Raw genomic sequence first — 26,763 nt, forward strand, 5'->3', positions numbered from 1 at the left:
TAGATGATGTCTAACCCAAAAAAATGAACCCTAAGCTCGTAGAGATACTACCTACCATCCTAGAGTTCATTTTTTAAATTCAATGCTGCTTTTGGGAAGAATGGAGTTCCTCCAGAGCGTCCTTCAGTGAAGGATAGTTAAACTTAAAACCGTTCTCCAGGGCTTTGCGCGGTATTACCTTTTGACCGTCCAATACAAGCGTGCTCATCTCACCGACTAGCTTTTGAACGAGAGGGCTGGGAACGGGAAACCAGTGCGGACGGTGATATACTGTAGCTACCGTTTTCCCAAACTGGTCGTTCGTCAAGGGGTGTGGTGATGAAGCGTTCACTACTCCGGAGATCTCCGGAGTATGGATACAGTGCGTGATCAGACGGACGATATCCGCAATATGAATCCAACTCATCCATTGATGTCCGCTGCCTATTTTGCCGCCGAATCCGAAGCTGTAAGGCATCTTCATAAGCGGGAATGCCCCTTTTTTTCTGTCCAGCACAAGGCTAATGCGTAACTTAATTAAACGGGCATCGGAAGGGAAGGCGTTGGCTGCTTCCTCCCATTGCTCGACCACCTGAGATAGGAAACTTTCCGAACGACACGGGCTCGTTTCGTCGAATGTTTCGGTCAGGGATGTACCATAGGCGGCAACAGCCGAAGCCTGAATGATAACTTTCGGTTTTTTTTGCAGAGCATTCAACGCTTGGGCCAACCGGGCAACGGATAGAAGTCGTGATTGAAGAATTCTTTGTTTGGACTTGTCCGTCCAGCGCTGATTCAGCGTTTCGCCTGCTAAATTAACGACCGCATCTGTGCCTTCTAGTAATTCAGGCTTTTGTTTTAATTCGTTCCAGCTCATATATTGCAAGCGGGGGCTCGCTTCGTGACCTACCAGCGGCTTGCGGGTAATGACTTTCACGGTGTATCCGTCGTCTAGCAGGCTTTTGACCAGTGCACTCCCCACCAATCCAGTTCCTCCGCATACGATGATGTTCATGGAGCCACTCTCCTTCCGATTCGCAAAAAAATATCTATTATAAATATAACCCTTTTTGAGAAAAAAACTTCATATGAATGTATCTGTATACGCTAAAGGATGTCAATCCATGCTTTTATTTATCCTCGTTTCACTAACATATACTCTGATGTGTACTTTGTCTGCATGTTCCCTTAATGGAGTCATCTAAGAAAGCTGCCATAAAAGCTATGTTGTTTGATTTCAATAATCACGTTAAAATGATTAAATTAAAATAAGACAAGCATAACAGGATAAGGGGATGAATCAAGATCATGCTGAAAATTGGTTCTCATGTGTCCTTCTCGGACAAGGGTCTGCTCAGCGCTACAAAAGAAGCGTCTTCTTACGGGTCCAGCTCGTTTATGATATACACGGGGGCACCGCAAAACACGCGCCGTAAGCCGATGGAGTCTATGTATTTGGAGGAAGGCAAGCAGTTAATGGCTGAAAAGGGAATGGAAGATATCGTGGTGCATGCGCCGTATATCATCAACCTTGGCTCTTACAAAGAAAATACCTATGAGCTTGCGGTCAGCTTTCTTCAGGAGGAAATTCGGCGCACACACGCGATTGGTGTGAAAAATATCGTGCTGCATCCGGGAGCTTTTACAGATAAGGATGCGGAGTACGGAATCGGGCGTATTGCCGATGGTTTGAACGAGGTACTGAACGGCGTGAAGGAGACAGATGTTAACATTGCGCTTGAAACGATGGCAGGCAAAGGTACCGAAATGGGTCGTAGCTTTGAGGAAATTGCCTCCATTATAGATAAAGTAGAGCGCAACGAGCGTCTTACGGTTTGTATGGACACCTGTCACATTCACGATGCGGGTTATGATATCGTAAATGATCTAGACGGTGTACTGGAGCAATTCGACCGTATTGTCGGCTTGAATCGCATTGCAGTCGTTCACATCAATGACAGTAAAAATCCAGTTGGCGCTCATAAAGACCGCCATACTCCGATCGGGTCAGGCTGGATTGGCTATCAGACTATTCATAATGTGGTGCATCATGAAGCACTTCAAGGACGTCCGTTTATTTTGGAGACACCATGGATTGGGAAGGAAGCCAAAACTCAGCGTCCGATGTATGAGGTTGAAATTGCCCTGCTTCGCGGAAATGTAAAGGATCGATTTGGGGATGAGTTTTTGGGTCAGGTAGAGCAGCTGCATTCGTTTTTCAAAAAACAGGATGTGGATGTCCGTAAATTTGTGCTGGACACCTGGGCTCTGCTGAAAAATGATGCCAAAGCAAGAAAAGCCGATCCACGTGAGCCGCTGGAGCGTCTGTATGACATGATAACGGAAGCAGCACTATTTCCAGAGTTGAGCGAAGAACACATTAATCAACGGTTGATTGCCTGGTTTGCCGGCAGTCATTTGCCAGTGACGGTATAAGCAAAGGGGGATTAATAGCCACATGGAACTTCACGTAAAACATCAGCCAAACAGCACTCTATCTACACATGAAAACCGCGCGCGTATGCTCGTATCTTGTCCTGATGGGCCAGGTATTGTAGCGGCCGTATCCCGCTTTTTGTACGAGCATGGGGCCAATATCGTTCAATCTGACCAATATACAATGGATCCGTCCGGCGGTATGTTTTTTATGCGGATTGAATTTGATCTGCCGAATTTGAGTGCAACCCAGCCGCAATTGGAGCAGGATTTTGCCGCTGTGGCCGAGCAATTCCGTATGGAGTGGACGATTTCTGCGGTCAGCCGCAAGAAAAAACTGGCCATTTTCGTTTCCAAAGAAGATCACTGTTTGGTAGAGCTGCTGTGGCAATGGCAGGCAGGAGATCTGGACGCGGATATTTCATTGGTGGTTAGTAATCATCCGGATATGAAGGAGTATGTGGAATCGTTTGGCATCCCATATCACCATATTCCGGTGACAGCCGATACCAAGCCGGAGGCGGAGCGCCGTCAACTGGAGGTCATTGGCGAAGACATTGACGTTATCATTTTGGCCCGGTACATGCAGATTATTTCGCCCAAGTTTATTGAGCATTATCGCAACCGGATTATCAATATCCATCATTCCTTTCTGCCTGCATTCGTGGGTGGGAAGCCATATGCTCAAGCCTATAATCGCGGTGTGAAAATTATCGGTGCTACTGCGCATTATGTAACCGAGGAATTGGACGGCGGCCCGATCATTGAGCAGGACGTACAGCGGGTAAGCCACGGAGATGATGTAAATGAGCTGAAACGGATCGGTCGCACCATTGAGCGGGTCGTTTTGGCAAGAGCCGTCAAGTGGCATGCAGAGGATCGTATTCTGGTTCATGAGAACAAAACGGTCGTTTTTAACTGATCTTAAAATTTTTTAAAAAATTGGTGAGTATACATTTTGTTAAACAAAGCCCGTCACATAACGGGCTTTGTTTTTTTTATGTGAGCTATTTGCGTTATCACCGAACAGTTCATTATATTTTTTGTGATTTTATAATTTTTTAAATGAGGTTAATACATTACGGGTATATTTATATGAGGACTCGGTACTACATTTCGACAATCATCTTTATAAACGATCTGGCAAACTTCCACGGCAAATGGTACAATACTTAAGAATGTATAAGTCATATTGAAACATTCAAGCAGATTCACTCACTTCAATAGGCGTCGTTTCTATATCGGACGGTGGTATTGGAGAGCATGACCGAATGCAATTGACATACTTTATACAATATGAGGAGGCAAACCATGACTGACCAGAATCAAGCGATTCAAAAGGATGAAAACTCCACGATCGACAATTTGTCCATCACAACTATTCGTACGTTGGCAATTGACGCCATCGAGAAAGCAAACTCGGGACATCCTGGTATGCCGATGGGCTCCGCGCCAATGGGATACCAACTTTTTGCTAAAACGATGAATCATAATCCCGATCACCCTACATGGGTTAACCGTGACCGTTTTGTACTGTCCGCAGGACACGGTTCCATGTTGCTATACAGCCTTCTGCACCTGAGCGGCTATGATCTGCCTATGGAAGAGCTGAAACAATTCCGTCAATGGGGCAGCCTTACACCGGGTCACCCTGAGTTTGGACACACTGCTGGTGTAGATGCTACAACCGGGCCTCTGGGACAAGGTTTAGCAATGTCCGTCGGGATGGCAATGGCTGAAGCTCAACTGGGTGCAACATATAATAAAGACGAATTTAAAGTTGTAGATCACTTCACGTATGCAATCTGTGGCGATGGCGATCTGATGGAAGGTATCTCCCACGAGGCCGCTTCCCTGGCTGGCCGCTTACAACTGGGTAAGCTGATTGTATTGTTTGATTCCAATGATATTACACTGGACGGCAAGCTCAATCTGTCCTCTTCCGAGAGTGTTGCCAAACGCTTTGAAGCTTACAACTGGCAAGTGCTGCGCGTAGAAGATGGTAACGACCTTCCAGCAATCCAAAAAGCAATTGAAGAAGCGCAAGGCGACTCGACACGTCCTACGTTGATTGAAGTGAAAACAGTAATCGGCTACGGAAGCCCGAACAAACAAGGTAAAGGTGGACACGGCGGTACTCATGGTTCCCCACTGGGAGCAGAAGAAGCCAAGCTGACTAAAGAATTCTACAAATGGGTATACGAAGAGGACTTCCACGTACCACAAGAGGTTCGCGAGCAATTTGCTAAAGTAAAAGAGCGCGGTATCGCGGCAAACAAAGCATGGGATGAACAATTCGCGAAATACAAAGCGGCCCATCCTGATTTGGCATCTCAGTTCGAAACAGCTGTAAACGGCGATCTTCCAGAAGGATGGGATCGTGATCTTCCGAAATACTCGACTGGAGACAAAGCCGTTTCAACTCGTGTAGCTTCTGGTAATGCACTGAACGGATTGGCTCCTAACGTACCTTTCCTGACAGGCGGATCCGCCGATCTGGAAAGCTCCACGATGACACATTTGAACAACCTGACGAACTTTACGCCAGAAGACTACGCTGGCCGTAACATCTATTTCGGTATCCGCGAGTTTGGTATGGCTGCTGCGATGAACGGTATGGCGCTGCACCAAGGTGTAAAAGTATTCGGCGGTACATTCTTCGTATTTACAGATTATCTGCGTCCGGCCGTTCGTCTGGCAGCTCTGATGGGATTGCCTGTAACCTACGTTCTGACTCACGACAGTATTGCTGTTGGTGAAGATGGTCCGACTCATGAGCCGATCGAACAATTGGCTTCCCTGCGTATTATCCCGAACCTGACAGTAATTCGTCCGGCGGACGGTAATGAAACGTCTGCAGCCTGGGCTTACACGCTGGAAAACAAGAAAAACCCGGTTGCTCTGGTATTGACTCGTCAAAACCTGCCAATCCTGGCTGCTACTGCTGAGCATGCACGCGAAGGTATCAAACGCGGTGCTTACGTGGTTGCAGATGCAACAGACGGCAAACCGGTTGCTCAAATTCTGGCTACAGGCTCCGAAGTACAACTGGCTGTTAAAGCTCAGGAAGCACTGGCAGAGCAAGGTATTCAAGTACGCGTTATCAGCTTCCCAAGCTGGGATCTGTTCGAAAAACAAGACAAAGCTTACAAAGATTCCGTTCTGCTGCCAGAAGTGAAAGCTCGTTTGGCTGTAGAAATGGCGTATCCACTGGGCTGGGAAAAATATGTTGGCGACCAAGGCGACATTCTTGGTATCAGCACATTTGGCGCATCCGCACCTGGCGACCGCGTCATTAAGGAATACGGCTTTACAGTAGAGAATGTTGTTAGCCGTGTGAAAGCTTTGTTGAAATAAAAACTGGAGCATCAGCTATTAGGAATAGTTTGTCCATAAAGCAATGATCGTGTATTGCTGGCGAACAACGTACCTGATTGTGGAAATCCATGTAAAACAGACAGTCGTAACCTGAGAAAGGCTTACGGCTGTTTGTTTCATACATTTGATTTTTTTTGCAAAAAAATCACTTTTGAATTCCACTGTATAGAACACCGTGAGGCAATGTGTATTTTCATACTGAATATGGAATCAAATCTATGTTATGATGCAAAATATTCATTCAACCATTGAGAACAGATGAGGGGATAACGAATGACACAGTTCGATGGAGTAAGCGTAGTTAAAAAAGCAAATGTTTATTACGATGGTCAGGTTACAAGCCGTACAGTCATCCTGGGTGACGGCAGTAAGGTTACACTGGGTATTATGCTGCCGGGAACGTACGAGTTCGGCACGGATTCCCGTGAGATCATGGAGATTTTGGCAGGAGATCTGCGAGTGTTGCTTCCAGGTACTGAGGAATGGCTGGAAATACAAGGGACGGCAACCTTTCACGTACCTGCGAAGTCTTCATTCAAGCTGGAAGTACGAAGTGTAACTGATTATTGCTGTTCTTATCCGGAATAATTAGCTAAAAAGGGTAAGCACACTCAGCTTCAAGCCAAGTGTGCTTACCCTAAAGCTATGCCCTATGTACAAAAGCACAGCAGTGTGGTTACAAAGGAAAGTACAGCTTATTCCAGAGGCTGACCACCAATGGTGCGACCAATCCATGCTTCGTATGTCTTCACGACAGCGGATAGGTCCTCATCGCCGTAGCCTTGCGTTTGCCCGGCTTGAAACAGGCTTTTGGCAATGGATAACATAGGTGTAGGAATGGACAGGCTGTCTGTTAGTGAGGAAGCGAGCTTCAAGTCCTTGAGCATCAAGGCAAGTGAGAACTGGTTGCTAAAATCATGCTCGATGATTTTGCGTCCTTTCAGGTCAGCGGCCTTGCTGCCTGCCGATCCGAGCTGTACCAGTTCAAGGAAGCTGTCTGCCGGAATACCAGATTTAGCCGCAATAGCAAAGCCTTCAGCCAAAGCGAGGTTATGAATACCGACCATCGTATTATGAGCGAGCTTGGCTACGGCTCCGCTGCCATTTGGCCCCATATGAAGCACTTTTTTGCCCAAGGTATCAAAAACATCTGATTGTGCCGCAATGGCTTCTGCACTACCGCCAACCATGAACACGAGTGTACCGTCTACAGCGGCAGGCTTACTGCCTGTTACGGGTGCATCAATGAAGGAGCAGCCCAGCTTGTCCGCTTCGGCGGCCAGTTGTTTGACCAGCTCAGGTGAAATCGTGCTGTTGTCCATCACGGTCATGCCAGCCGTAAGACCGGCAAACACACCGTCCTGGCCGTAATAGATGTCACGGATTGAGTGATCATCGCTGACCATAGTAATGACCAAGTGCTGACCTTCAGCCGCTTCACGAGGGGTTGAAGCTGTACGTGCACCTTGCTCTACCAGTGGTTCGCAGCGCGAAGCGGTACGATTATAAACTGTGACTCCGAATCCCTGCTTTAGCAGATTGGATGCCATCGGGGCGCCCATGGTGCCCAGTCCGATAAACCCGATGTTTTTCATTGCTAATCACCTTTCTTGTTGGTAGTTGCCGTCCAATGCAGATGCGAGTTCGGCTAGAAATGAATATTGAAACAGGTTGATCTCAGTTAATTGTAGCATGGGCATGCTACCCTATCTACAGCAGGGTCTGTCAAGGCACAGGACACACAGGTAACGCAAGCTTGTCAGGCCCAGCAAATTAAAGTATCCTATTCCTAAGTCCTTATGTTCGTATTCATGGTCTTAGTAATACCAAACAGGAGGTTCCAAACATGTCTAAAAAAGTTATTTTTGATTACACTAAAGCGCTCTCCTTTGTAGGTCAGCACGAAATTGATTATTTTGCAGAGCCCATCAAGCTGGCTCATGAGCAACTGCACAACCAAACAGGTGTAGGTTCCGATTTCTTGGGTTGGATTGACCTGCCTACCAATTATGATAAAGAAGAATTTGCGCGCATCCAAAAGGCTGCTGCTAAAATTCAAAGCGATTCCGAAGTATTGATCGTAATCGGTATCGGCGGTTCTTACCTTGGAGCACGTGCTGCGATCGAAATGCTGTCGCATTCTTTCTACAATGCGCTGCCTAAAGATCAACGCAAGGGTCCAGCTATCTATTTTGCAGGCAACAACATCAGCTCTACATATGTGAATCATCTGTTGGAACTGATTGAAGGAAAAGACTTCTCTGTGAATGTTATTTCCAAATCAGGTACCACTACTGAGCCAGCTATCGCTTTCCGCGTGTTCCGTGCGGCTCTGGAGAAAAAATACGGTAAAGAAGAAGCGCGCAAACGTATTTACGCTACAACGGATAAAGAACGCGGCGCTTTGAAAAAACTGGCTAATGAGGAAGGCTACGAATCCTTCATTATTCCTGATGATGTGGGTGGTCGTTACTCCGTGCTGACAGCAGTAGGCTTGTTACCGATTGCTACAGCAGGCATTAACATCGAGGAAATGATGCAGGGGGCGGCAGACGCTTCCAAAGAATACAGCAACCCTAATGTAGCTGAGAACGAGGCTTATCAATATGCAGCCGTTCGTAACGCTTTGTACCGCAAAGGTAAAGCGATTGAAATTCTCGTAAACTATGAGCCGTCTCTGCATTTCGTATCCGAGTGGTGGAAACAGTTGTACGGAGAAAGCGAAGGCAAGGATTACAAAGGCATTTATCCTGCTTCTGTTGATTTCTCGACAGACCTGCACTCTATGGGACAATTTATTCAGGAAGGCAGCCGTAACATTTTCGAAACGGTAATCCAAGTAGAAAATGTACCTAGTCACATCACCATCGAAGCAGATGAGGATGATCTGGACGGACTGAATTTCCTGGCAGGCAAAACTGTTGATTTTGTAAACAAAAAAGCATTCCAAGGTACATTGCTGGCTCACACAGACGGACAAGTACCGAACCTTATTGTAAATATTCCTGACTTGAGCCCTTACTCCTTTGGCTATCTTGCTTATTTCTTCGAAAAAGCTTGCGGCATCAGCGGCTACCTGTTGGGCGTAAATCCGTTTGATCAACCGGGCGTAGAAGCGTACAAGAAGAACATGTTTGCGCTGTTGGGCAAACCGGGCTTCGAAAAAGAAAAAGCTGAACTTGAAGCGAGATTGTCTGAATAAGGGAACTGTAATCTCTGATTCGAAACAGGATTTCGGTCAGAAGTGTTATAGTGTATAGCATCAATTAAAGTACAGGAAAGCAGTTCACCGGCTGCCAGAAGCGGGGGACTGCTTTCTTGTAAAATGAAGTAAGGAAGGTTATACGTGTATGTTGGAACAATACCGAACCGTACGCGGTGCCGGCAACAAGGAAATTGTAATCCGAAAATCCCGTTTTATCGGCCATATTCAGCCTGTTCAAACCGAGGAAGAGGCAACTGCTTTCATAGAGCGCATCAAAAAAGAGCATTGGAACGCAACCCATAATTGTTCTGCTTACATGATTGGGGAAAGAGACGAAATCCAGAAGCAATCGGATGACGGAGAACCGAGTGGTACGGCTGGAAAGCCTATTTTGGAGGTAATTCGTAACCAGAAGCTGAAAAATGTGGCCATTGTTGTTACCCGTTACTTTGGCGGGATTTTACTGGGAGCAGGCGGTCTGATTCGCGCCTACTCAGATGGTGCTGTTGCAGCAATCGAGGCAGGGGATGCGATTACGCGTGTGCTGCATCGTGAAGTTTTTGTGGAATTGGATTATACCTGGTTGGGCAAAGTGGAAAATGAATTACGCAATCGCAGCATCCGTACTGGAGAAACGATGTTTACGGATAAAGTTACCTTAACCTGTCTGCCGCTGGCTGGTGATGCGGAATCCTTCAGCAACTGGATAACAGACTTGACACAGGGACAATCGCTTGTGTCGGAGGGAGAGCAGCTTTACTTTATTGAAGGGGAATAAATAATATGGCTAGAAGAGCAGTAGAACAGGAGTTGTCAAGAGGGCGGATTCTGGAAGCGGCCAGGCACTTGTTTATTACCAAGGGCTACCGTGCTATTTCAATGCGCAGCATTGGCCAGCATCTGGGTTACAGTCATGGTTCGTTATATTATCATTTTAAAGAGAAGGCTGAACTATTCTACGCCATTGTGATTGAAGATTTTAATACATTGCGCGGGATTCTACTGCAAGCAGCAACAGGCACGCCTGATGATGGCTTAAGCAGACTGGAGTACTTGATGCTGGAGTTTATCCGTTTTGGTTTGGAAAATCCATATCAGTACGAAATTATGTTCATGATGCACGATGAAGAACTATTTGCATACTGTCGTACAGAGCAAAACCGTTGTGTGGAATTATTTGCGTCCATGATCCGTCAGGAATTGTTGAGTGGTCAGGGGCATTCGGTGGAAGATTGCTCAAGGGTACCGAAAAGTCTGTTTTTATCCATGCATGGCTTTGTGTCATTTTATATTCAGGACGGTTTAACATTTGAAGAGATCAGGCCTGCTGCTTTAGCACATGTAAAGCTGCTGTGCAGACACCTATGAGCGTACCTGCATTCACACGCTTCAGCCATGAACATGTAGGGCGCTTTTCTGGGTGTATGCACTTCAAGACGGTGACTTATCATTACGTTACTTTGCGAAAGCGACTAAGAATTTAACAGACGATGATGCATCCAGCAGGAGAACATCATGGTCTGTTTTTTTGCACGGTCCGTCAGTCCTTCATGATTTTTACATGGTATTGGCGTCTGCGTGGTCCGTCGAATTCACAAAAATAAAGTCCCTGCCATCGTCCGAGCAAGAGCTTTCCATCATGGATGATGATCGTTTGCGAGGGGCCTGTCGTAATGGATTTTAGGTGGGACGCCGTATTTCCCTCCATATGGCGATATTGGGGATGCTCCCACGGATAAACCTCATCCAGTCTTAACATCACATCATGTTTGACGTCTGGGTCGGCATTTTCATTAATGGCGATGCCGGCTGTCGTGTGTGGACAATAAATCAGTGCGGTTCCTTGCTGCACCCCGCTTTTTTCGATCAATGAAGCAACTTCGCGTGTAATATCGCGCATTTCATCTCGCCGTGTAGTAGATAATTCTAAAGTATGCAACATAACTCCATCTCCTTTCTTCTTATTACTTTACCCTTTTAATTCCTAAGATAATATATAGAGTTGACGAAAATTACTTTCCTTTGATAAAGTATCACATAAGAAAAACATAGTAAGGGCATTGGAATAATTAAATGATTTCAAATGAGGTACGTGCTTTGCGGTAAGCAAGGCTGCTGCTGTTCCTAAACAGGTCCAGAAGCGGAAAGGAAGTGTACGGATATGCATGTGGAAGTAAGAGGATTAAACAAGCATTTCGGTAATTTTCATGCGGTTAAGGACGTATCTTTTGGTATTCAGACGGGCCATCTTATTGGTTTACTCGGTCCAAGTGGTGGGGGCAAAACTTCCATTCTTCGCATTTTGGCGGGTCTGGAGCAACCGGATGCGGGAGAAATTCATTTTCACGGAAAAAGGGTAAACGAGCTGTCCCCGCAGGAACGCGGAATCGGATTTGTATTTCAAAACTATGCTTTGTTCAAGCACATGAGCGTGTACGACAATATTGCCTTTGGTCTGAAAGTGAAAAAAATCTCCAAAACCCGCATCAAGGAACGGGTCACAGAGTTGGTCGAACTAACGGGGCTCAAAGGTTTTGAGCATCGTTATCCGCATCAGTTGTCAGGTGGGCAGCGACAGCGGGTTGCTTTTGCGCGTGCTTTGGCACCGGAGCCACAACTGCTGCTGCTGGATGAGCCTTTTGCGGCTATTGATGCTAAGATTCGTCAGGAGCTGCGTACCTGGCTGCGAGAGTTGATTGAGCGGGTGGGCATTACTTCAATTTTCGTCACCCATGATCAGGATGAGGCGATTGAAGTAGCGGATGAAATAATGGTGATTAATCAGGGACGACTGGAGCAGAAGGGAACGCCTTGGGATATTTATAAAAAACCGGGGACCCCGTTCGTAGCTTCCTTTATTGGGGAATCTACGGTGATCGAACAGGCGGGAAGTCTCAGAGGCTTCGAAGAAGCTGCCGGAGTGGGAACACGTGCCTTGATCCGTCCGGAGTATATTGATGTCGGGCCAAGCGAGGAGTTTACGCTCCTGTCGGCGACTGAGGAAGGCATTGTGAAGCATTTGCATTTTCGTGGGAGTGAATGGATGGTTGAAGTGCAGGTCGGGGACCATCGTCTCATGACATACCGTTCGCTGGAGAAGTCTACGCTGGAACCTGGTCAGCAGGTACGAGTGTTGGTGCATCGGGCCTATCTGTATAATGACCAATCCAGCTGGATGGTGGAAAACCGCCTGAAGGAAGATCCAATGCCTATCATCATTTAAAAATAAAAACGATCACGCATGAGGGGATGTCTGGCCTGATTTCACGGCTTTGGGCATGCTCCTTTTGGCGTTGGACGCTGGAAGGATTTACGCAGACTTGATGTGTTCGTTATAATAGTAGTAAAAACACCCAGATAGATAGGAGTTAAACCATGAATCGGCTTATTTTTCTTGGCACGGGGGATGCAATGGGGGTTCCGCGTGTATATTGTGATTGTCTCGTGTGCACAGAGGCTCGCACGACAGGGGCGAATGTAAGGTTGAGATCGTCTGTGCTGATCGAAAGCGAGACGGAGGACTTTATGATTGATTGTGGCCCGGACTGGCGCAGACAGCTAGAATTACGCGGTCTGCGTTTTATCCCTACGATCCTCGTGACACATGCACATTTTGACCATATTGGAGGATTACCAGAATGGGCGGATGCCTGTCGCTGGACCGGAAACAGAGGTCGCTTGTACGCTCCACAGGAAGTGATTGACACGATCTTGCGTCAATTTTCCTGGCTCTCTGGACACTTGGATCTTATTCCAGTAGATCAAGGAGTCCAACTTGGCGGGTGGAATATCCGGGGATGGCGTGTAAATCACGGAAAGAACGGGTATGCTTACGCTTATCGTCTGGAAAAGGACGGCTTCTCGTGGGCCTACTGCTCGGATTCGATTGGATTGAATGAGGCGGAAATTCTGCCCTTGCACAATCTGAATTTGCTCGTGCTGGGAACGAGTTTTTATCATGAGGAGGCCGAGTATGCAACTCGCTCCGTATATGACATGCTGGAGGCTCAGGAGCTTATAGGAAGGCTTAAGCCCGGAAGTACAGTATTTACACATATGTCCCATGATGTGGATGTCGCACGCAACTATGGGCTTCTGGAAGGGATTAGCTTGGCACACACCGGCATGAGTTTACCGTTAGAATAAGGGTTACCCTTTACCTTTATATCGTTCGACTGATACGTAGAAGTGTGGAGATCCCTTCCTTGATTTGTAGCTCGTTGGCGTATGAATAGGACAGCCGTACATGCGTTTTACCCTCTGCGCCGATGGGATCAAACACATTGCCCGGGACAAAGGTGACTGATTCCTGCACGCATTTGGCGAGCAGTTCATTAGGTTTCAACTTAGAAGGCAGCTGGAGCCACAAGTTAAGGCCCCCCGCCGGGCTGGTCCATGTCCAGCCGGAATTGCGGAGGCTGTCTTCCATCGTTTCCTTGCGAATCTGGAGCGCGATACATAGCTTTTTTATATGCTGCTGCATGCGTGGAGATTGAAAGTATTGTAGGAACAGCTTCTGATTCAACAGTGGCGAACCGTTATCTACCAGCGCTTTGACGTTCAGCAGGCTGTTCATGAGCTGTGGTCGACAAGTCACGGCTGCGATTCGCAGACCTGGAGCGACATATTTGCTATAGCTGCGAATGTAGACGACGCTTCCCGAGACATCATAGGCGAAAATCGGAGAAGGGGGCTTTTGTCCAAAGCTGATGTCATAGGTGCTGTCATCCTCAACAATAAGACAGCCATAGCGTTCAGCCAGTTCGGGCAGCCTTTTACGCTGCTCATCGGGTACCGTGAAGCCAGTCGGATTGTGGAACGTCGGATTCATATAAAAGACACGTGGTTTTTCTGTTTTCATGCACCATTCAATCTGATCCATGTCATAACCTTCCGGTCGGATATCGGTCATGGTCAGACGTGCGCCTTGTCTGCGAAATATTTCCATGGCAGGACCGTAGGAAGGACGTTCGGTCAATACACGGTCTCCTGTACGAATTAGAGATCGGGAAATCAAGTCGATGGCTTGCTGTGCTCCGGAGGTAATCAGCACTTCATCCGATGATAAAGCAAAATGCTTATCCACACTAAAATGCTGCGCCATGGCCTCCCGAAGCTCGGCATCACCCTGTACAGAGGAATAGGTGGCCGCTACTTTCGGATGCTTTTCAAATACCTGCATCATCAGCTCTCCCCAAAATCGGTTGGGCAGGAGAGACGGGTCAATCAGCGCTTTGGAAAACTGGAAATTTGCATTCACCGATTGAACGCGACTAAGTCCATCCATTCCCCTCCAGGTTGAAACAGACGGATCATCTGCCGCATGGGCGGATTCAGAGTGAATCGTGAGGTCAATGGACGAGTGCCCCGAGTAGCCAGCATATTTCGCATGCCCAGTCGCTTGGGAAGAATGAACGTAATATCCTGATTTGTCCTTTACATAGACCATTCCCCGTTGCTTCAACTCCTGATATGCCCGGAAAACAGTTAGCCGATGCACACCCAGCTCCTGAGCCAAGCTTCGTACGGACGGCAGCTTCATGTCTGTTTGCCAATCACCGCGATCAATCCGCGCAGACACATAATGGATGACCTGCTCATACAGCTTTAAGGTATGATCGGCTGGAAAGAGTAATTCGCTGTTGTTCTTGCCCACGCTGTCCACGCTCCTTTTGTGTATTTTACTATAAAATATTTCAAAACTACATACAACTGTTCTGTGGGTACACATCTGTTCTGTTCGTCTCCCTGTATGCTTAAAAGCAACTGAAGGGAGAGGGACGTATCATGGTTGGTATCGCGTTTACGATAATGTGTCTTATTTTTGGCACAACGTTTTTGGCCATAAAAGTGGGAGTAGAAGCTGGACTTCCGCCGTTTTTATCAGCAGGTGTACGTTTTTTCGCGGCAGGGGCGATATTGTTTATTGCTATGAAGCTGGCCGGAAAGGTGCGATGGTCGTTATTATGGCGTAAGGAAATGTTGCTGATTGGAGCGGGAACGACCTTCGGAACGTTTTCAGCCTTGTATTGGGCAGAGCAATATGTCAGCTCGGGGATCGGAGCTATTTTGTCAGCTACCGGACCGATGATGATCGTCATTTTGCAATCGGTGCTGCTACGGCAAAAAACGTCACGGATTACGGTCATTGGCTGCATGATCAGCTTTCTTGGTGTGGTACTAGTCGTGCTGCCCGGATTGGCAGTTCAGATCAGCAGCCTGTGGCTGGCGGGATGCCTTGTCATTTTGCTAGGGGAGCTGTGTTATTCCGGAGGAGCTCTTTATTCCAAACGGGTAATGGATGTATTTCGTGAAACGAACCCGATTGCCCTGAATGCGGCGCAAATGATCCATGGGGGATGGATGCTGCTGGTACTGTCTGCGATCACGGAACCGTGGAGTTCTGAGGGGTGGCAGTACCTTCCTGCCATGGGGTCGTTATTTTATCTGATCCTGTTTGGTTCGATGATTGCACATACACTGTTCTACTGGCTCATGGAGCGAACGAATCCCCTTTTCCCGACAACGTGGCTGTATATTTCACCGCCGATTGCGGTGGGCTTGGGAGCGTTGTTGTATGGAGAGCATGTAAGCTGGTGGATGCTGGCAGGGGTGTTGCTCATTGTGACCGGATTAATCCTTATGAACAACGGAATTATCCGTCTGGTGAACAGGCGTAAGGTACGTTCTGCTGCCTGATATTTTGAAACCGTTAGGCATTATAGGATATGACAGTAAAAACCTCCAAGCTGCCGCATGTTACTGAGCATGCGACGTTTGGAGGTTTTGTTGTTGTGTTACTTCATTTATCTAAAATTATTCAACATTCAGTACGAATTTGTCGATGGCATGCTTGACACCGTCTTCATTATTGCTGCGAGTGATGTAATCAGCCAGCTTTTTCAAATCAGGAATGGCATTCTCCATTGCTATGCCGAGACCAGCGCATTCAAGCATTTCATGGTCGTTCCAAGAGTCGCCGATGGCAATCGTTTCCGACAGATCACAGCCAAAATGGTTTGCAAGGAAGGTAAGCGCGTGGCCCTTGGTGCCTTCATGATGCATAATTTCCAGAAAATGAGGCTTGGATTTTGTAATATGCACTTCATTGCCAAGCAATTCGCGAAGTTCGGGAATCAATTCATCCAACACTTCCGGCTCGTCGATGATCAGCAATTTAGGAGCCGGTTGCTCTATAACTTTACTGAACACAGGCTCTACAAAATATTCCGTGTTGTTCAGCTCGGTGTAATCTTTGATTTTCTGATTATCTTCACGTGTGTACAATTTGTCATCTATATACGTTTGCAGATGCAGATTGCGTTCCACGCAGAATTCATACAGGCGACGTGCAGCCACGAGTGGAACATAACGCTCATACAGCACGTTTTCGTCCAGCAGGTTTTTAACCAAAGCTCCTTGGTACGTAATGATCGGCACGTTCAAACCAGTCTGGCGAGCAATTTTGTGCGCGGAGGCATAAGCTCGTCCAGTAGCGAGGGTAACCACTACACCTTTAGCTACAGCAGCTTCTAATGCCTGTTGTGTCGCCGGAGTAACTTCTTTCTGGTCGTTAATGAGTGTATCATCAATATCAATGGCAATTAATTTATACATATCGGTATTCTCTCCTTTATCTCCATCATGGGGCATTGTTAAAATTGTATCTTATAATATTCAAAATGACAATATCGCAATGAAAAAGGGACGGCTCCCATAAGAGCCTGTCCCCCTATAACCACTGAAGTATTGGCTTGAACAATGGTAAAAAGTAGCTGTTAGTCTTCCAAAAATACAAGTCCAACAAAGTCGTCCAGCTCAATATTACCAAAATAATGCTTCAAATCGAGAGAGGATAAGGCTTGACGTACCTCACCTTCATCATAGCGCTTGCCGCGCAGGATATTTTCAATATCAGCGACGTCACCCACACCGAAGAAATCTCCATAGATTTTAATATCACGGATATAACCTTCCTTAAGATCCATGCGGATATCAATAATACCGACTGGGAATTTACGTGTGTGCTTGATATTACTCTCGGGGGATTGACCGTAGTTCCAGTCCCACGATTGATAGCGTTCTTTGGAAATTTCATGGATTTTGGCCCAATCGGCATCGGTTAGCTTATATTGAGGTACCTGATCCAATTCTGCACCGAATATGGAACGCAGTAGTTCCTCGCGAAATTGCTCTATGGTCATCTCACGGTCCATCAGTTCGCTGATATTAGCCACACGACTGCGGACGGATTTAGTGCTTTTGGATTTGAACTTTTCGGGATTGGCATGCAGCGATGCAGCCACATTGTCCAGATTCAGGTTAAACATCAATGTACCGTGGCTGAACATACGTCCGCGTGTGGCAAATTGGGCGTTTCCTGAAATTTTACGTTCTCCGACCTGCAGATCGTTGCGGCCTGTCATTTCGGCTTCTACCCCCATTTGGCGCAGGGCATCAATAACAGGTTGCGTAAATTTGAGGAAATTATGAAAGGACTCCCCGTTATCCTTGGTAATGAAGCTGAAATTTAAATTACCGAGATCATGATATACAGCACCGCCGCCGGACAGACGACGAACGACTTGAATATTGTTGTCTCTGACAAACTCGGCGTTGATTTCTTCAATGGTGTTTTGATGCTTGCCTATAATAATAGAAGGCTGATTAATGTAAAACAGCAGATAGCTGTCGTCCAGCGGAAGATGCTTGAGCGCGTACTCCTCAATGGCAAGATTAATGGCTGGATCGTGTATGCCCTGGTTGTCGATGAACAGCATGTCCATTCCTCCGTATATACAAACTGTGTAATTTTATGTGTGCCTCTTTCTATTGTAACCCAAGTGAGCCATGTACACAAAAGCTCATATGCATTGACGGGACGCAAAAAGCAGCCTCATAATGGAGCTAAATGATTGGAAACGGCCGGAAAGGATGAGAGGCAATGATAGAGGTTTACGGTCATGGCGGGGACAGGGAGACAGCTGCGGCGACATTCGGCGGAGCCGCTGCGGATTTTGTGGATTTTAGTGCAAATATTAATCCGCTCGGTCCGCCGCCGGAGGTGCTTGAGGTGCTGCAAAGCTCATTTGACACTGTGATTCGCTATCCAGACCCTGGGCACCGCAATTTTAAAAATATGCTGGCACGGCGACTGCATATTCCACCGGAGTCGTTAAGTATCGGAAACGGAGCGGCTGAAAGCATGGCGCTCCTGCTATTGGGACTGGCTCCCAAGCGTGTGGGTACAGTGGAGCCGTGTTTTTCGGAATATGCCGAGCTGGCTGGCAAATTCGGAGCTGAGATAAGTCGGGTGTACGGGAAGGCCTCGCTTCAATGGAAGGCGGACGTGGAGGACATCCTTCAGCTCATGGAGCAAGTAGATGTTTTGTTCCTGGGGCAGCCGAATAATCCAAACGGTGTGCAATATGGCGAGCAGGAGCTGTGCGAACTGGCAGAAGCGGCTGGCAAAACGGGTACCGTGCTGGTGGTGGATGAAGCATTCATTGATTTTATTCCGCTGGAACGGCAAATCTCACTACTGCCTGTGCTGGATCGGTATCCTCATGTGATTTTGATCCGATCGATGACCAAATTTTATGCCATTCCTGGCTTGCGATTGGGCTATGCGATTGCTCATCCGGACTATATCCGGCGAATGACGGCCAAACAGGTGACCTGGAGTGTGAATGGATTGGCGTTGCTGGCTGGGGAGGCATGTCTGAAAAGTGGGCAAGCATATGAGCGCCGCACACAGGAGCTGATTGCTACGGAGCGCAACCGCCTGTTGACCGCCTTGGCGGAATGGGGCTGCGGTGTCGTTCCCGGCGAAGCCAATTACGTGCTGGCAAGGGCGCCGGGTACGTGGAGCGCATCGGCGATTCAGCAGGCGCTTGGACAACGCGGAATTCTTATACGTAGCTGTGCTATGTATCCGGGGCTGACGACGAGCCATTTTCGGATTGCGGTCAAGGATGCAGAAGCCAACGACAGGCTGCTGTCTGTATTGGGTGAAGTGCTGGAGGAGGAGCAGCGGCGTGACAGTTAGCTTGATTATCCTGGCAGCCTACCTTTTGGACAGGCTGATCGGTGACCCGAGGTGGTTGCCGCATCCAGTCATCGGTATGGGACATGCCATTTCAGCATTGGAAAAAGTGATTCGCCGCCAGGCCCGAAGTGACCGGGGGTTGAAACGTGCGGGTATACTGCTTCCACTCATTGTGGCGGGAGGCTCCTTTACGCTCGCCTGGGCGCTATTGCACTTGCTTGCCTTGATTCATCCGTGGTTGTCTGTCGGCGTAGAAATGGTGCTGATTGCGACCACGATTGCTTCCAAAGGACTAAAGGACGCAGGAATGGCAGTATACCGAGCGTTGCAGGCGGATGACCTGGCTGCGGCACGGCGGGAGCTGGGCATGATAGTTGGGCGGGATACGCAACAGCTTGATGAGCCTGAGATTGTACGCGGTACCGTCGAAACGGTCGCTGAAAATATCGTGGACGCGATTATTTCCCCGCTTTTTTATGCCTTGATCGGGGGAGCACCCTTGGCGCTGGCTTATCGTGCTGTGAATACGCTCGATTCCATGGTTGGCTATAAAAATGAAAAGTATCTGCATTTAGGCTGGGCTTCAGCACGTCTGGATGATGTCGCTAACTACATACCGGCACGCCTGACAGCGGCAATGCTTGTGGTAGCGGCGTGGATGTACAAGCGAGATGCTGCAAGAAGCTGGCGCACAGTCAAGCGAGACGCTCGTCTGCACCCAAGCCCGAACAGTGGCTTCCCGGAATCGGCTGTTGCTGGTGCACTGGGGATTCGTCTTGGAGGCTATAATGTGTATCATGGCGTGCGCTCCTTTCGTGCATACATGGGCGATTGGATACGACCGCTAGAGTCGAAAGATATACGGCATACGATCCAGCTGATGTTCGCCGTGTCCAGTATGTTTGTAGGATTGTGTTTGTTAGGAGCCGCAGGTTGTTTTGCCTTGGGATGGGTGCGGTGAGGAGTGACACACTGAATAATGATCGAGCAGGAAGTGACATGATCTTGAAACAAGATATAGCAGCAAAAAGGACAGTAGAATACGCACAAAGTCCGAACTCACAGGAGGATAAGGTGCCGTATGATGCTAAAGAAGATCTGCAGTGGGACATGGAGCTTGTGTTAGTACGTCATGGCACAACCTTATGGAACAGAGAACGTCGATATCTGGGACACTCCGACTTGGGTTTGCTATCAGGAGCAGAGCAGGAATTAAAGCCTTTGCAGGAAAAATTGCAGGGGCAGTCCTTTGCTCGAATCTATTGCAGCGACTTGATGCGATGTCGCCAGACCTTGCAGATCATTTTGCCAAAATCAGAGTTGACGTCTGGACGTTCCCTATCTGCTATGCCTCCTATTATGGAACCACGTCTGCGAGAGCTTCATTTTGGCGAGTGGGATGGAAAAACGTATGACATGCTTAAGGATGTGGAGTTGTATCGCGCTTGGATTGATGAGCCGCAACGGATCACCCCTCCTGGAGGAGAGCCTTGGGCAGATTTTGTGAATCGTCTGCGCGAATTTCTTGACTCTCTGTATGAGTGGCGAATTGCTATGGAAGTTCAACCCATGGATTTGACTGCTGCGCCGCCCTCTGTTTTGGTCGTTACGCATGGTGGCGTAATTCGTCAATTGGCTTGCATGCTGATACCGGGCCATGATTTTTGGAGCCTGAATCCGAAGCCGGGAGAAGCATTTAGGATTCAGTTGAGGTTGGCAGGACCGCACAATTACATTGCGAAAATGCTTCCTCATTAGGTTAGACACCAGCGGATAAAGAGGCTGTTTGGGTTGTAAGCCGCCTCATTTTAACCTATAATCATCAAGTAAAAGAACGGCTTGACTACCACTACATCAAATATCCAGCAGACGAGGTCGGCGCAGTGTGATGAAACCGTTGGTTCCCTTCACTGCGCTGTTAAAAGGGAAGTCGGTGTGAGTCCGGCGCGGTCCCGCCACTGTAAATGGAAACATGCCCGTTAGTCCTGCTTTATGTGCCACCAAGCATATGAAAGAGTTTTAGGACCTGCATCTTACCATAAGTCAGGATACCTGCCCGTCCGCCTGTCACCATAATCCTTCGAGGAAAGGATGACGTGTTCGCAGTGACTGTCCATGCGGGAAGAAGCTGCCGCCTGCGCACGATCTGCGCTAACGTGACCCCTGTGTCCTGATATGAGGATGCGGGGGTTTTTTGATAGGAAAAGAAGGCTGGGTTAGAAGATATCGGATGATGTTCAAGTGACGCTCTTAACGATTTTTTTATGAAGGGGTGCTAATCATGGCAGGAAAAAAAATAAAGGTTTGGACAACAGGTCTATTGGCTCTGATTTTGGCAGTTGTGCTGAGTGCATGTGGCGCTAATGGAAAGAATGCTGAAAATAAAGAGGGGCAGGCTTCTTCCCAGCAACCGGGACAGACAGTAACCGCACAAGAGCCTCCAGGCAAAACGGTTTACCCGCTAACGGTTAAGGATGCCACAGGACAGGAATTTACATTCAAAAAAGCACCGGATAAAATCGTTTCCGTCTCCCCGGCAGAAACCGAGGCGCTGTTCGCTATCGGGCTGGATAAGGAAATTGTCGGCGTCTCCGACTACTCTGATTATCCGGAAGCAGCTACGAAAAAGCCAAAAGTGGGCGGTATTATGAAACCGAACGAAGAGGCGATCATTGCTGCAAACCCGGAAGTCGTTTTTGCAGGGATCTCACTTAGTGAACAGGCTACGACCAAGCTGCGTGATATGGGAATTATGATTTTTAAAACGGAACCGAAAACGATCGAAGATGTCATAGCTAACATCGAATTGTATGGGAAAATCACCGATCATCAGAAAGAAGCGAGAGCGGTGACTGACAAGATGAGAGCAGATGTAGCGGAAGTGAAAGAAGGAATTAAAAATATCGGTAAAGGGCAGAAGCTGCGGGTATACGTCGAGTTTTCACCAGGCTGGACGGTTGGTAAAGGCGAGTTTATGGACGAGCTGATTACGTTGGCGGGCGGCGAAAATGTAGGTGCCACGCAGAAGGGGTGGTACCAAATTAGTGAGGAAAATATTATTGCTGCGAACCCTGACGTGATTTTGTACAGCAAAAGTGTCAAGGACGACAAAACTGGTCAAACACTCGGCGAAATCATTAAAGCTCGCAGTGGATGGGATCAAATATCGGCTGTTCGCCACAACCGGGTGTTTGCCGTGGATGATAATTTGATCAGTCGTCCGGGTCCACGCGTAACGGAAGGTCTCAAGGAAGTGGCCAAGGGCGTTTATCCTGAAATTTTCAAATGAATCGTAAACTGATCGGCTTTGGAGGGACAGGTCTTGTCCTGCTGTTGCTGACGCTGCTACTCTGTCTTGGCATCGGCTCGGCCAAGCTTCCGGTCAGCCAGATCACGGGCATTCTGGTTAACCACCTTCCGTGGTTAGGCGATACGTTTACACCGGATTGGAATACATCCTCAGAGCAGATTATTTTGAAGGTCAGATTGCCACGAGTGTTACTGGGAATGTTGGTAGGCGCAGCGCTGGCGCTGGCGGGAGCCGGATTTCAGGGTGTGCTGCGCAATCCTTTGGCTGATCCATATACACTGGGGGTATCCTCAGGTGCTTCGGTAGGAGCGGCGGTGCTGATTTATTGGGGCCTTCAATTTTCATTTGTTGGCATATGGACGCTGCCGCTAGTGGCGTTTACGACCGGAATGCTGACGCTGTGGATGGTGCTGACACTGGCACGGGAAGGTGGGAAAATTCCGACACAAAGTCTCATTTTGTCGGGTGTGGTGATGCAATCTTTTCTGGGAGCGGTTGTTTCTTTTCTGACAGCCATGTCGAAGGAGACGGTCAATGAAATATTGTATTGGACGATGGGAAGTCTTAGTCTGCGTGGTTGGTCATATACAGGAATCCTTTTACCTTACGTGGTCATAGGGCTGGTGTTTTTATGGAACCGGGCACGGGTGCTGAATATTCTGGCTTTGGGTGAACGTCAGGCGGCTCACATGGGAGTTCATGTAGATGCGACGAAGCTATCCGTTCTGATCATATCCACGCTACTGACAGCTGCCGCTGTCTCGGTATGTGGAGTGATTGGCTTTGTGGGACTCGTTGTACCGCATATCATCCGTCTGGTGACAGGTCCTGATTACCGGATGATTGTTCCGTTATCTGCGCTCGGTGGAGCTATTTTTATGGCTTGGGCAGATACGGCGGCTCGCACGTTGTTAGCCCCAACGGAAATTCCTCTGGGCGTGATGACGGCCTTTGTTGGAGCACCGTTCTTCGCATATCTCCTGTACCGGAACAAGAAGCTGCGCAGGGGGGAACTGCTGTGACCGAACAAAGTGAATCACAGAAGGTGCGTAATCGGGCATTGGAGGTAGTGGGCCTGACCCGTGCCTATGGAGAGTTCCATGCGCTGAAGAATATAAGCTGGAGCGTAGACGAAGGAGCTTGGTGGGGAATCATTGGTCCGAACGGGAGTGGAAAATCGACCTTGCTGCATTTGCTTTCCGGTGTAGATCAGCCAACTTCGGGCAACGTTCATATCTATGGCAAAAGAGTCGGTAGCTACAGCAGAAAAGAGCTTTCCCGACTTGTAGCCGTACTCCAACAGGAAGGGCTTCCTCCCGTGGGATACACCGTCAGGGAAGTCGTAGAAATGGGACGTTTTCCTCATCAGGACTGGTTAGGCAGGGAAAAGGGTGTTGATGTGGAGGCGATCACGGATCGCGTGCTAGAGCGATTGGGTCTTACCTCACTGGCGGACAGAGCATTGGACCGCTTGAGCGGGGGACAGCGACAGCGTGTAGCTTTGGCAAAGGTGATGGTGCAGGAGCCACAGTTATTGCTGCTGGACGAGCCTACGACCTATTTGGATTTGCGCTATCAGCTTGAATTTATGGAACTGCTGGCAGAATGGCGCCAAGAAACGGGTGTGACGATCATTGCTGTCCTGCATGACCTTAATTTAACGGCCCAGTTTTGTGACGATTTGCTCGTACTCAAGGATGGAATGGTTGAAGGATTGGGAGCTTCATCGAAGTTATTAACTGAGGATCGGATTCGACGTGTATACGGTGTTGAGCCAGTGATGCTTCCGCATCCCGATAGCGGCGTACCGCAGCTCTTGCTGCGCAGGAGCGCTCCGGATACAGCTGATCAATAGGAGATTGTGAAACATATTATAAAAAAGAGCAGGGAGTGGAAGGTATGAACGACAAGCTGCGTCAGCTGATCGATAGCATTGCCCAGCCGGATGGAGCGGCGGCCTCGGCAGCTTCAGCACATTTGGACCAATTAACGAAGCCACCGGGAAGTCTGGGAAAGTTGGAGAGTTTGGCCATTCAGCTAGCAGGAATAACAGGAGTGGACAAGCCTGAATTTGATCGTAAAACGGTTATGGTCATGGCTGCGGATCACGGGGTGTGTGAAGAGGGAGTCAGCGCCTTTCCGGCTGAGGTTACGCAGCAAATGCTGTATAACATGTTGTCAGGTGGCGCGGCAATTAATGTGCTGGCACGTCATGCGGGCGCAGATGTCAAGGTGGTAGATGTTGGCGTGAATGCGGATGTCGCTCACGCGAATCTGGTGGACCGTAAGGTGCGCATGGGTACTTCGAATATAGCTAAAGGGCCAGCGATGCTGCGTACGGAAGCGGAACAGGCGGTTTTGGCCGGAGCTGAAGCCGTAGCAGAAGCGGTCAAAGGTGGCACACGGCTATTCGTTACCGGAGAGCTGGGCATCGGGAATACGACAGCCAGCGCTGCGGTCGTATGTGCTCTTACCGGGCTAGAGCCGGAAGTTATCGTAGGCCGGGGGACGGGTGTAGATATGGCGGGGCTTACCCGTAAAATATCGGTTGTCTGCCGCGCATTGGAGGTGAACCAGCCAGATGCAAATGATGCGCTCGACGTGCTCACTAAGGTTGGCGGTCTGGAGATTGCCGCCTTGGCAGGCGTCATCCTCGGCGCAGCCGCACATCGCTGTCCAGTTGTGCTGGACGGCTTTATTTCAGGCGCAGCTGCCCTCGCAGCGCGTGCACTTGCGCCTGCAAGCGCTGCGTACATGCTTGCTTCGCACGCTTCGGACGAGCGCGGACACGCGGCGGTGCTCCGCCAGCTCAAGCTGGAGCCCATGCTTCATTTGGACATGCGGCTCGGGGAGGGCACAGGCGGTGCGCTTAGCTTGCACCTGATTGATGCGGCGTGCCGCATTATGCGCGAAATGGCGACCTTTGCCGATGCAGGCGTATCGGACGGTCAGGGAGCCGCGCAGCGATGAAAGCGCTCGTGACCGGCGGGGCACGCAGCGGGAAAAGCGACTTTGCCGAGCGATTATGCATGTCGCGCGCGCCTGGCGCCTGCTACATTGCAACGGCGCAAGCCTATGACATGGAGATGAAGGAGCGCATCGCCCTTCATCGGGTCCAGCGCGAGTCTGCCGGGTACGACTGGCAGACGCTGGAGGAAGCGCAGGCGCTGCCTGAGCTGCTGCGACGGCTTGGCGGTGATCAAGCGTCGCAGCCATCATCCTCGCCTATGGTGCTGGTCGACTGCCTGACCCTGTGGCTGTCGAACGTGCTGCTGGCCGCAGGCGAGGACGGCGAAGCTGCGTCCAGAGCCGCCATTGATGAACTGGCGTCAGCTGTGGAGCAGTATCCAGGGCCGCTCGTCATCGTAACCAACGAGGTCGGTGACGGTATTGTGCCCGAATATCCGCTCGGTAGGCTGTACCGGGATTTGAGCGGGGTTATGAATCAGCGGATTGCCCGTCTTTGTGATGAAGTATTTTTGGTGACGGCGGGCATTCCCGTAGAACTCAAACAGTTGGAATATAAGCTATGAGCCGCGAACGTCAGGCTGTTGCTGCGGCATTTCAATTTTTATCCCGTCTCCCGGTCAAGGCGGAACTGGATTTTTCCCCGCATTTGCTTAAACGCAGTGCAAGCTATTATCCGCTGGTTGGAGCGGTCATTGGCATCATCGTCTGGGGCTCTGCGGCGCTTACTTCTATGGTGCTGCCGCCGTTGCCGTGTGCGATTCTTACTCTTGTTGTCTGGGTCTGGTTGACGGGCGGATTGCATTTGGACGGGTGGATGGATGCGGCTGATGCCTTGTTCAGCTACCGATCCCGTGAGCGGATGCTGGAGATTATGAAGGATAGCCGTGTAGGAGCGATGGGCGTTATTGCTTGTGTGTTGCTACTCATGTTTAAGGCTTCTTTGCTGTATACGGTGCTGGTTGAACGGGATCTGTCCGGCTTGTTGCTGCTTCCGATGGTTTGGAGCCGCTGGTTTATGGTGCATGCGATGAAGCGCTGGCCTAAAGCCCGTAACGATGATGGACTGGCCTCGCGTTTTGCTGATATGAGTGGTGGCCGCGTCGGATTGGCCGTATTCTGGGCTGTTCTGGTGACTATGGGTGCGACCTTAGGACAATATTTCCTTGCTGCGTTGCCTATGGGAACAGGTGGCATAGGGGATTCGTCGATGGCAGGAGCATACATACGAACGTTCCTTTTGTATTCCGAGGACCTTCCAATCTGGATAGGCTTTGTGCTGCTACCCTTGTTGGCTTATGGTGCTGGAACCTTCGCGGCAAATCGTGTTAACCGCCGTTTAGGCGGGCTGACGGGTGATATTTACGGAGCCTTGAACGAATTGCTGGAGACTGTTTTGTTGCTGTTTATTGTAATTTTGTACGGGTTGTGATCAGATTT

Annotated in this window: 25 protein-coding genes and 1 riboswitch; of the genes, 19 read left to right on the plus strand and 6 right to left on the minus strand. The window is 48.9% G+C overall.

Annotated elements, in window-relative coordinates; genetic code table 11:
* Window positions 1–79 precede the first annotated feature (79 nt).
* On the minus strand, window positions 80–994 hold the full coding sequence (locus AC6EJC_RS10545; RefSeq protein WP_444953922.1) for a TIGR01777 family oxidoreductase: 915 nt from the start codon (window positions 992–994) through the stop codon (window positions 80–82).
* 293 nt (window positions 995–1,287) lie between these two features.
* Between AC6EJC_RS10545 and AC6EJC_RS10550 the strand changes: the two genes are divergently transcribed.
* The 4 genes from AC6EJC_RS10550 (at window position 1,288) to ppnP (ending at window position 6,381) form a co-directional block, all read left to right on the plus strand.
* Window positions 1,288–2,415 (plus strand): deoxyribonuclease IV, encoded by a 1,128-nt coding sequence (locus tag AC6EJC_RS10550; protein ID WP_444953923.1) that lies wholly within the window; start codon window positions 1,288–1,290, stop codon window positions 2,413–2,415.
* A gap of 22 nt (window positions 2,416–2,437) precedes the next feature.
* Window positions 2,438–3,337, plus strand: coding sequence for a formyltetrahydrofolate deformylase (gene purU / locus AC6EJC_RS10555; RefSeq protein WP_444953924.1), 900 nt, complete (start codon window positions 2,438–2,440; stop codon window positions 3,335–3,337).
* A 389-nt stretch (window positions 3,338–3,726) separates the two neighbouring features.
* Window positions 3,727–5,772: a transketolase gene (gene tkt / locus AC6EJC_RS10560; RefSeq protein ID WP_444953925.1), complete on the plus strand. Its 2,046-nt coding sequence runs from the start codon at window positions 3,727–3,729 to the stop codon at window positions 5,770–5,772.
* A 294-nt stretch (window positions 5,773–6,066) separates the two neighbouring features.
* Window positions 6,067–6,381, plus strand: coding sequence for a pyrimidine/purine nucleoside phosphorylase (ppnP, locus tag AC6EJC_RS10565; RefSeq protein WP_013309288.1), 315 nt, complete (start codon window positions 6,067–6,069; stop codon window positions 6,379–6,381).
* 107 nt (window positions 6,382–6,488) lie between these two features.
* Here the strand turns inward: ppnP and AC6EJC_RS10570 are convergent, their stop codons facing one another.
* Window positions 6,489–7,388 (minus strand): NAD(P)-dependent oxidoreductase, encoded by a 900-nt coding sequence (locus AC6EJC_RS10570; RefSeq protein ID WP_444953926.1) that lies wholly within the window; start codon window positions 7,386–7,388, stop codon window positions 6,489–6,491.
* A gap of 251 nt (window positions 7,389–7,639) precedes the next feature.
* Here AC6EJC_RS10570 and AC6EJC_RS10575 point away from each other — a divergent pair, with 251 nt between their 5' ends.
* The 3 genes from AC6EJC_RS10575 (at window position 7,640) to AC6EJC_RS10585 (ending at window position 10,366) form a co-directional block, all read left to right on the plus strand.
* Entirely contained in the window at window positions 7,640–8,995 is a 1,356-nt protein-coding gene (locus tag AC6EJC_RS10575; RefSeq protein WP_013369975.1) for a glucose-6-phosphate isomerase, read from the plus strand.
* 148 nt (window positions 8,996–9,143) lie between these two features.
* Window positions 9,144–9,776, plus strand: a complete 633-nt coding sequence (locus AC6EJC_RS10580; RefSeq protein ID WP_023987635.1) for a YigZ family protein — start codon at window positions 9,144–9,146, stop codon at window positions 9,774–9,776.
* A 5-nt stretch (window positions 9,777–9,781) separates the two neighbouring features.
* On the plus strand, window positions 9,782–10,366 hold the full coding sequence (locus AC6EJC_RS10585; protein WP_442434305.1) for a TetR/AcrR family transcriptional regulator: 585 nt from the start codon (window positions 9,782–9,784) through the stop codon (window positions 10,364–10,366).
* A gap of 172 nt (window positions 10,367–10,538) precedes the next feature.
* Here the strand turns inward: AC6EJC_RS10585 and AC6EJC_RS10590 are convergent, their stop codons facing one another.
* Entirely contained in the window at window positions 10,539–10,940 is a 402-nt protein-coding gene (locus AC6EJC_RS10590; protein WP_444953927.1) for a secondary thiamine-phosphate synthase enzyme YjbQ, read from the minus strand.
* A 219-nt stretch (window positions 10,941–11,159) separates the two neighbouring features.
* Here AC6EJC_RS10590 and AC6EJC_RS10595 point away from each other — a divergent pair, with 219 nt between their 5' ends.
* Window positions 11,160–12,221 carry a sulfate/molybdate ABC transporter ATP-binding protein gene (locus AC6EJC_RS10595; RefSeq protein ID WP_444953928.1) on the plus strand — a complete coding sequence of 354 codons (1,062 nt, stop codon included), beginning with the start codon at window positions 11,160–11,162 and terminating at the stop codon, window positions 12,219–12,221.
* 152 nt (window positions 12,222–12,373) lie between these two features.
* Window positions 12,374–13,144, plus strand: coding sequence for an MBL fold metallo-hydrolase (locus tag AC6EJC_RS10600; protein ID WP_444953929.1), 771 nt, complete (start codon window positions 12,374–12,376; stop codon window positions 13,142–13,144).
* A 16-nt stretch (window positions 13,145–13,160) separates the two neighbouring features.
* Here the strand turns inward: AC6EJC_RS10600 and AC6EJC_RS10605 are convergent, their stop codons facing one another.
* Window positions 13,161–14,654: an aminotransferase-like domain-containing protein gene (locus AC6EJC_RS10605; RefSeq protein ID WP_444953930.1), complete on the minus strand. Its 1,494-nt coding sequence runs from the start codon at window positions 14,652–14,654 to the stop codon at window positions 13,161–13,163.
* A gap of 131 nt (window positions 14,655–14,785) precedes the next feature.
* Here AC6EJC_RS10605 and AC6EJC_RS10610 point away from each other — a divergent pair, with 131 nt between their 5' ends.
* Complete coding sequence (locus AC6EJC_RS10610; protein ID WP_444953931.1) at window positions 14,786–15,697, plus strand: DMT family transporter; 912 nt, start codon at window positions 14,786–14,788, stop codon at window positions 15,695–15,697.
* A gap of 117 nt (window positions 15,698–15,814) precedes the next feature.
* Here AC6EJC_RS10610 and AC6EJC_RS10615 read toward each other — a convergent pair whose 3' ends face one another.
* Together AC6EJC_RS10615 and lplA are read right to left on the minus strand one after the other, a co-directional pair.
* A complete protein-coding gene (locus AC6EJC_RS10615; RefSeq protein WP_444953932.1) occupies window positions 15,815–16,615 on the minus strand; it encodes a Cof-type HAD-IIB family hydrolase in 801 nt (266 codons plus the stop codon).
* Between the two features lie 161 nt (window positions 16,616–16,776).
* Window positions 16,777–17,778, minus strand: a complete 1,002-nt coding sequence (lplA, locus tag AC6EJC_RS10620) for a lipoate--protein ligase (protein ID WP_444953933.1) — start codon at window positions 17,776–17,778, stop codon at window positions 16,777–16,779.
* A 164-nt stretch (window positions 17,779–17,942) separates the two neighbouring features.
* Here lplA and cobD point away from each other — a divergent pair, with 164 nt between their 5' ends.
* The 9 genes from cobD to cobS all read left to right on the plus strand — a co-directional run bounded on the left by cobD (window position 17,943) and on the right by cobS (window position 26,755).
* Window positions 17,943–19,046, plus strand: coding sequence for a threonine-phosphate decarboxylase CobD (gene cobD, locus AC6EJC_RS10625; RefSeq protein WP_444953934.1), 1,104 nt, complete (start codon window positions 17,943–17,945; stop codon window positions 19,044–19,046).
* Window positions 19,036–20,007, plus strand: coding sequence for an adenosylcobinamide-phosphate synthase CbiB (gene cbiB, locus AC6EJC_RS10630; RefSeq protein ID WP_103047602.1), 972 nt, complete (start codon window positions 19,036–19,038; stop codon window positions 20,005–20,007). Before cobD ends, cbiB begins: the two co-directional genes overlap by 11 nt.
* 38 nt (window positions 20,008–20,045) lie before the next feature.
* On the plus strand, window positions 20,046–20,804 hold the full coding sequence (locus AC6EJC_RS10635) for a histidine phosphatase family protein (protein ID WP_444953935.1): 759 nt from the start codon (window positions 20,046–20,048) through the stop codon (window positions 20,802–20,804).
* A gap of 128 nt (window positions 20,805–20,932) precedes the next feature.
* Window positions 20,933–21,120: riboswitch (cobalamin riboswitch) on the plus strand.
* Between the two features lie 207 nt (window positions 21,121–21,327).
* Entirely contained in the window at window positions 21,328–22,335 is a 1,008-nt protein-coding gene (locus AC6EJC_RS10640) for an ABC transporter substrate-binding protein (RefSeq protein WP_444953936.1), read from the plus strand.
* Window positions 22,332–23,378: a FecCD family ABC transporter permease gene (locus AC6EJC_RS10645; protein ID WP_103047604.1), complete on the plus strand. Its 1,047-nt coding sequence runs from the start codon at window positions 22,332–22,334 to the stop codon at window positions 23,376–23,378. The genes AC6EJC_RS10640 and AC6EJC_RS10645 overlap by 4 nt, the downstream gene beginning before the upstream one ends.
* Window positions 23,375–24,211: an ABC transporter ATP-binding protein gene (locus AC6EJC_RS10650; protein ID WP_444953937.1), complete on the plus strand. Its 837-nt coding sequence runs from the start codon at window positions 23,375–23,377 to the stop codon at window positions 24,209–24,211. Before AC6EJC_RS10645 ends, AC6EJC_RS10650 begins: the two co-directional genes overlap by 4 nt.
* A 44-nt stretch (window positions 24,212–24,255) precedes the next feature.
* On the plus strand, window positions 24,256–25,326 hold the full coding sequence (cobT, locus tag AC6EJC_RS10655; RefSeq protein ID WP_444953938.1) for a nicotinate-nucleotide--dimethylbenzimidazole phosphoribosyltransferase: 1,071 nt from the start codon (window positions 24,256–24,258) through the stop codon (window positions 25,324–25,326).
* Window positions 25,323–25,889, plus strand: a complete 567-nt coding sequence (cobU, locus tag AC6EJC_RS10660) for a bifunctional adenosylcobinamide kinase/adenosylcobinamide-phosphate guanylyltransferase (RefSeq protein WP_444953939.1) — start codon at window positions 25,323–25,325, stop codon at window positions 25,887–25,889. The genes cobT and cobU overlap by 4 nt, the downstream gene beginning before the upstream one ends.
* A complete protein-coding gene (gene cobS, locus AC6EJC_RS10665) occupies window positions 25,886–26,755 on the plus strand; it encodes an adenosylcobinamide-GDP ribazoletransferase (RefSeq protein WP_444953940.1) in 870 nt (289 codons plus the stop codon). The genes cobU and cobS overlap by 4 nt, the downstream gene beginning before the upstream one ends.
* Window positions 26,756–26,763: the final 8 nt, after the last annotated feature.

Source organism: Paenibacillus sp. TY11 (genome assembly GCF_059772165.1).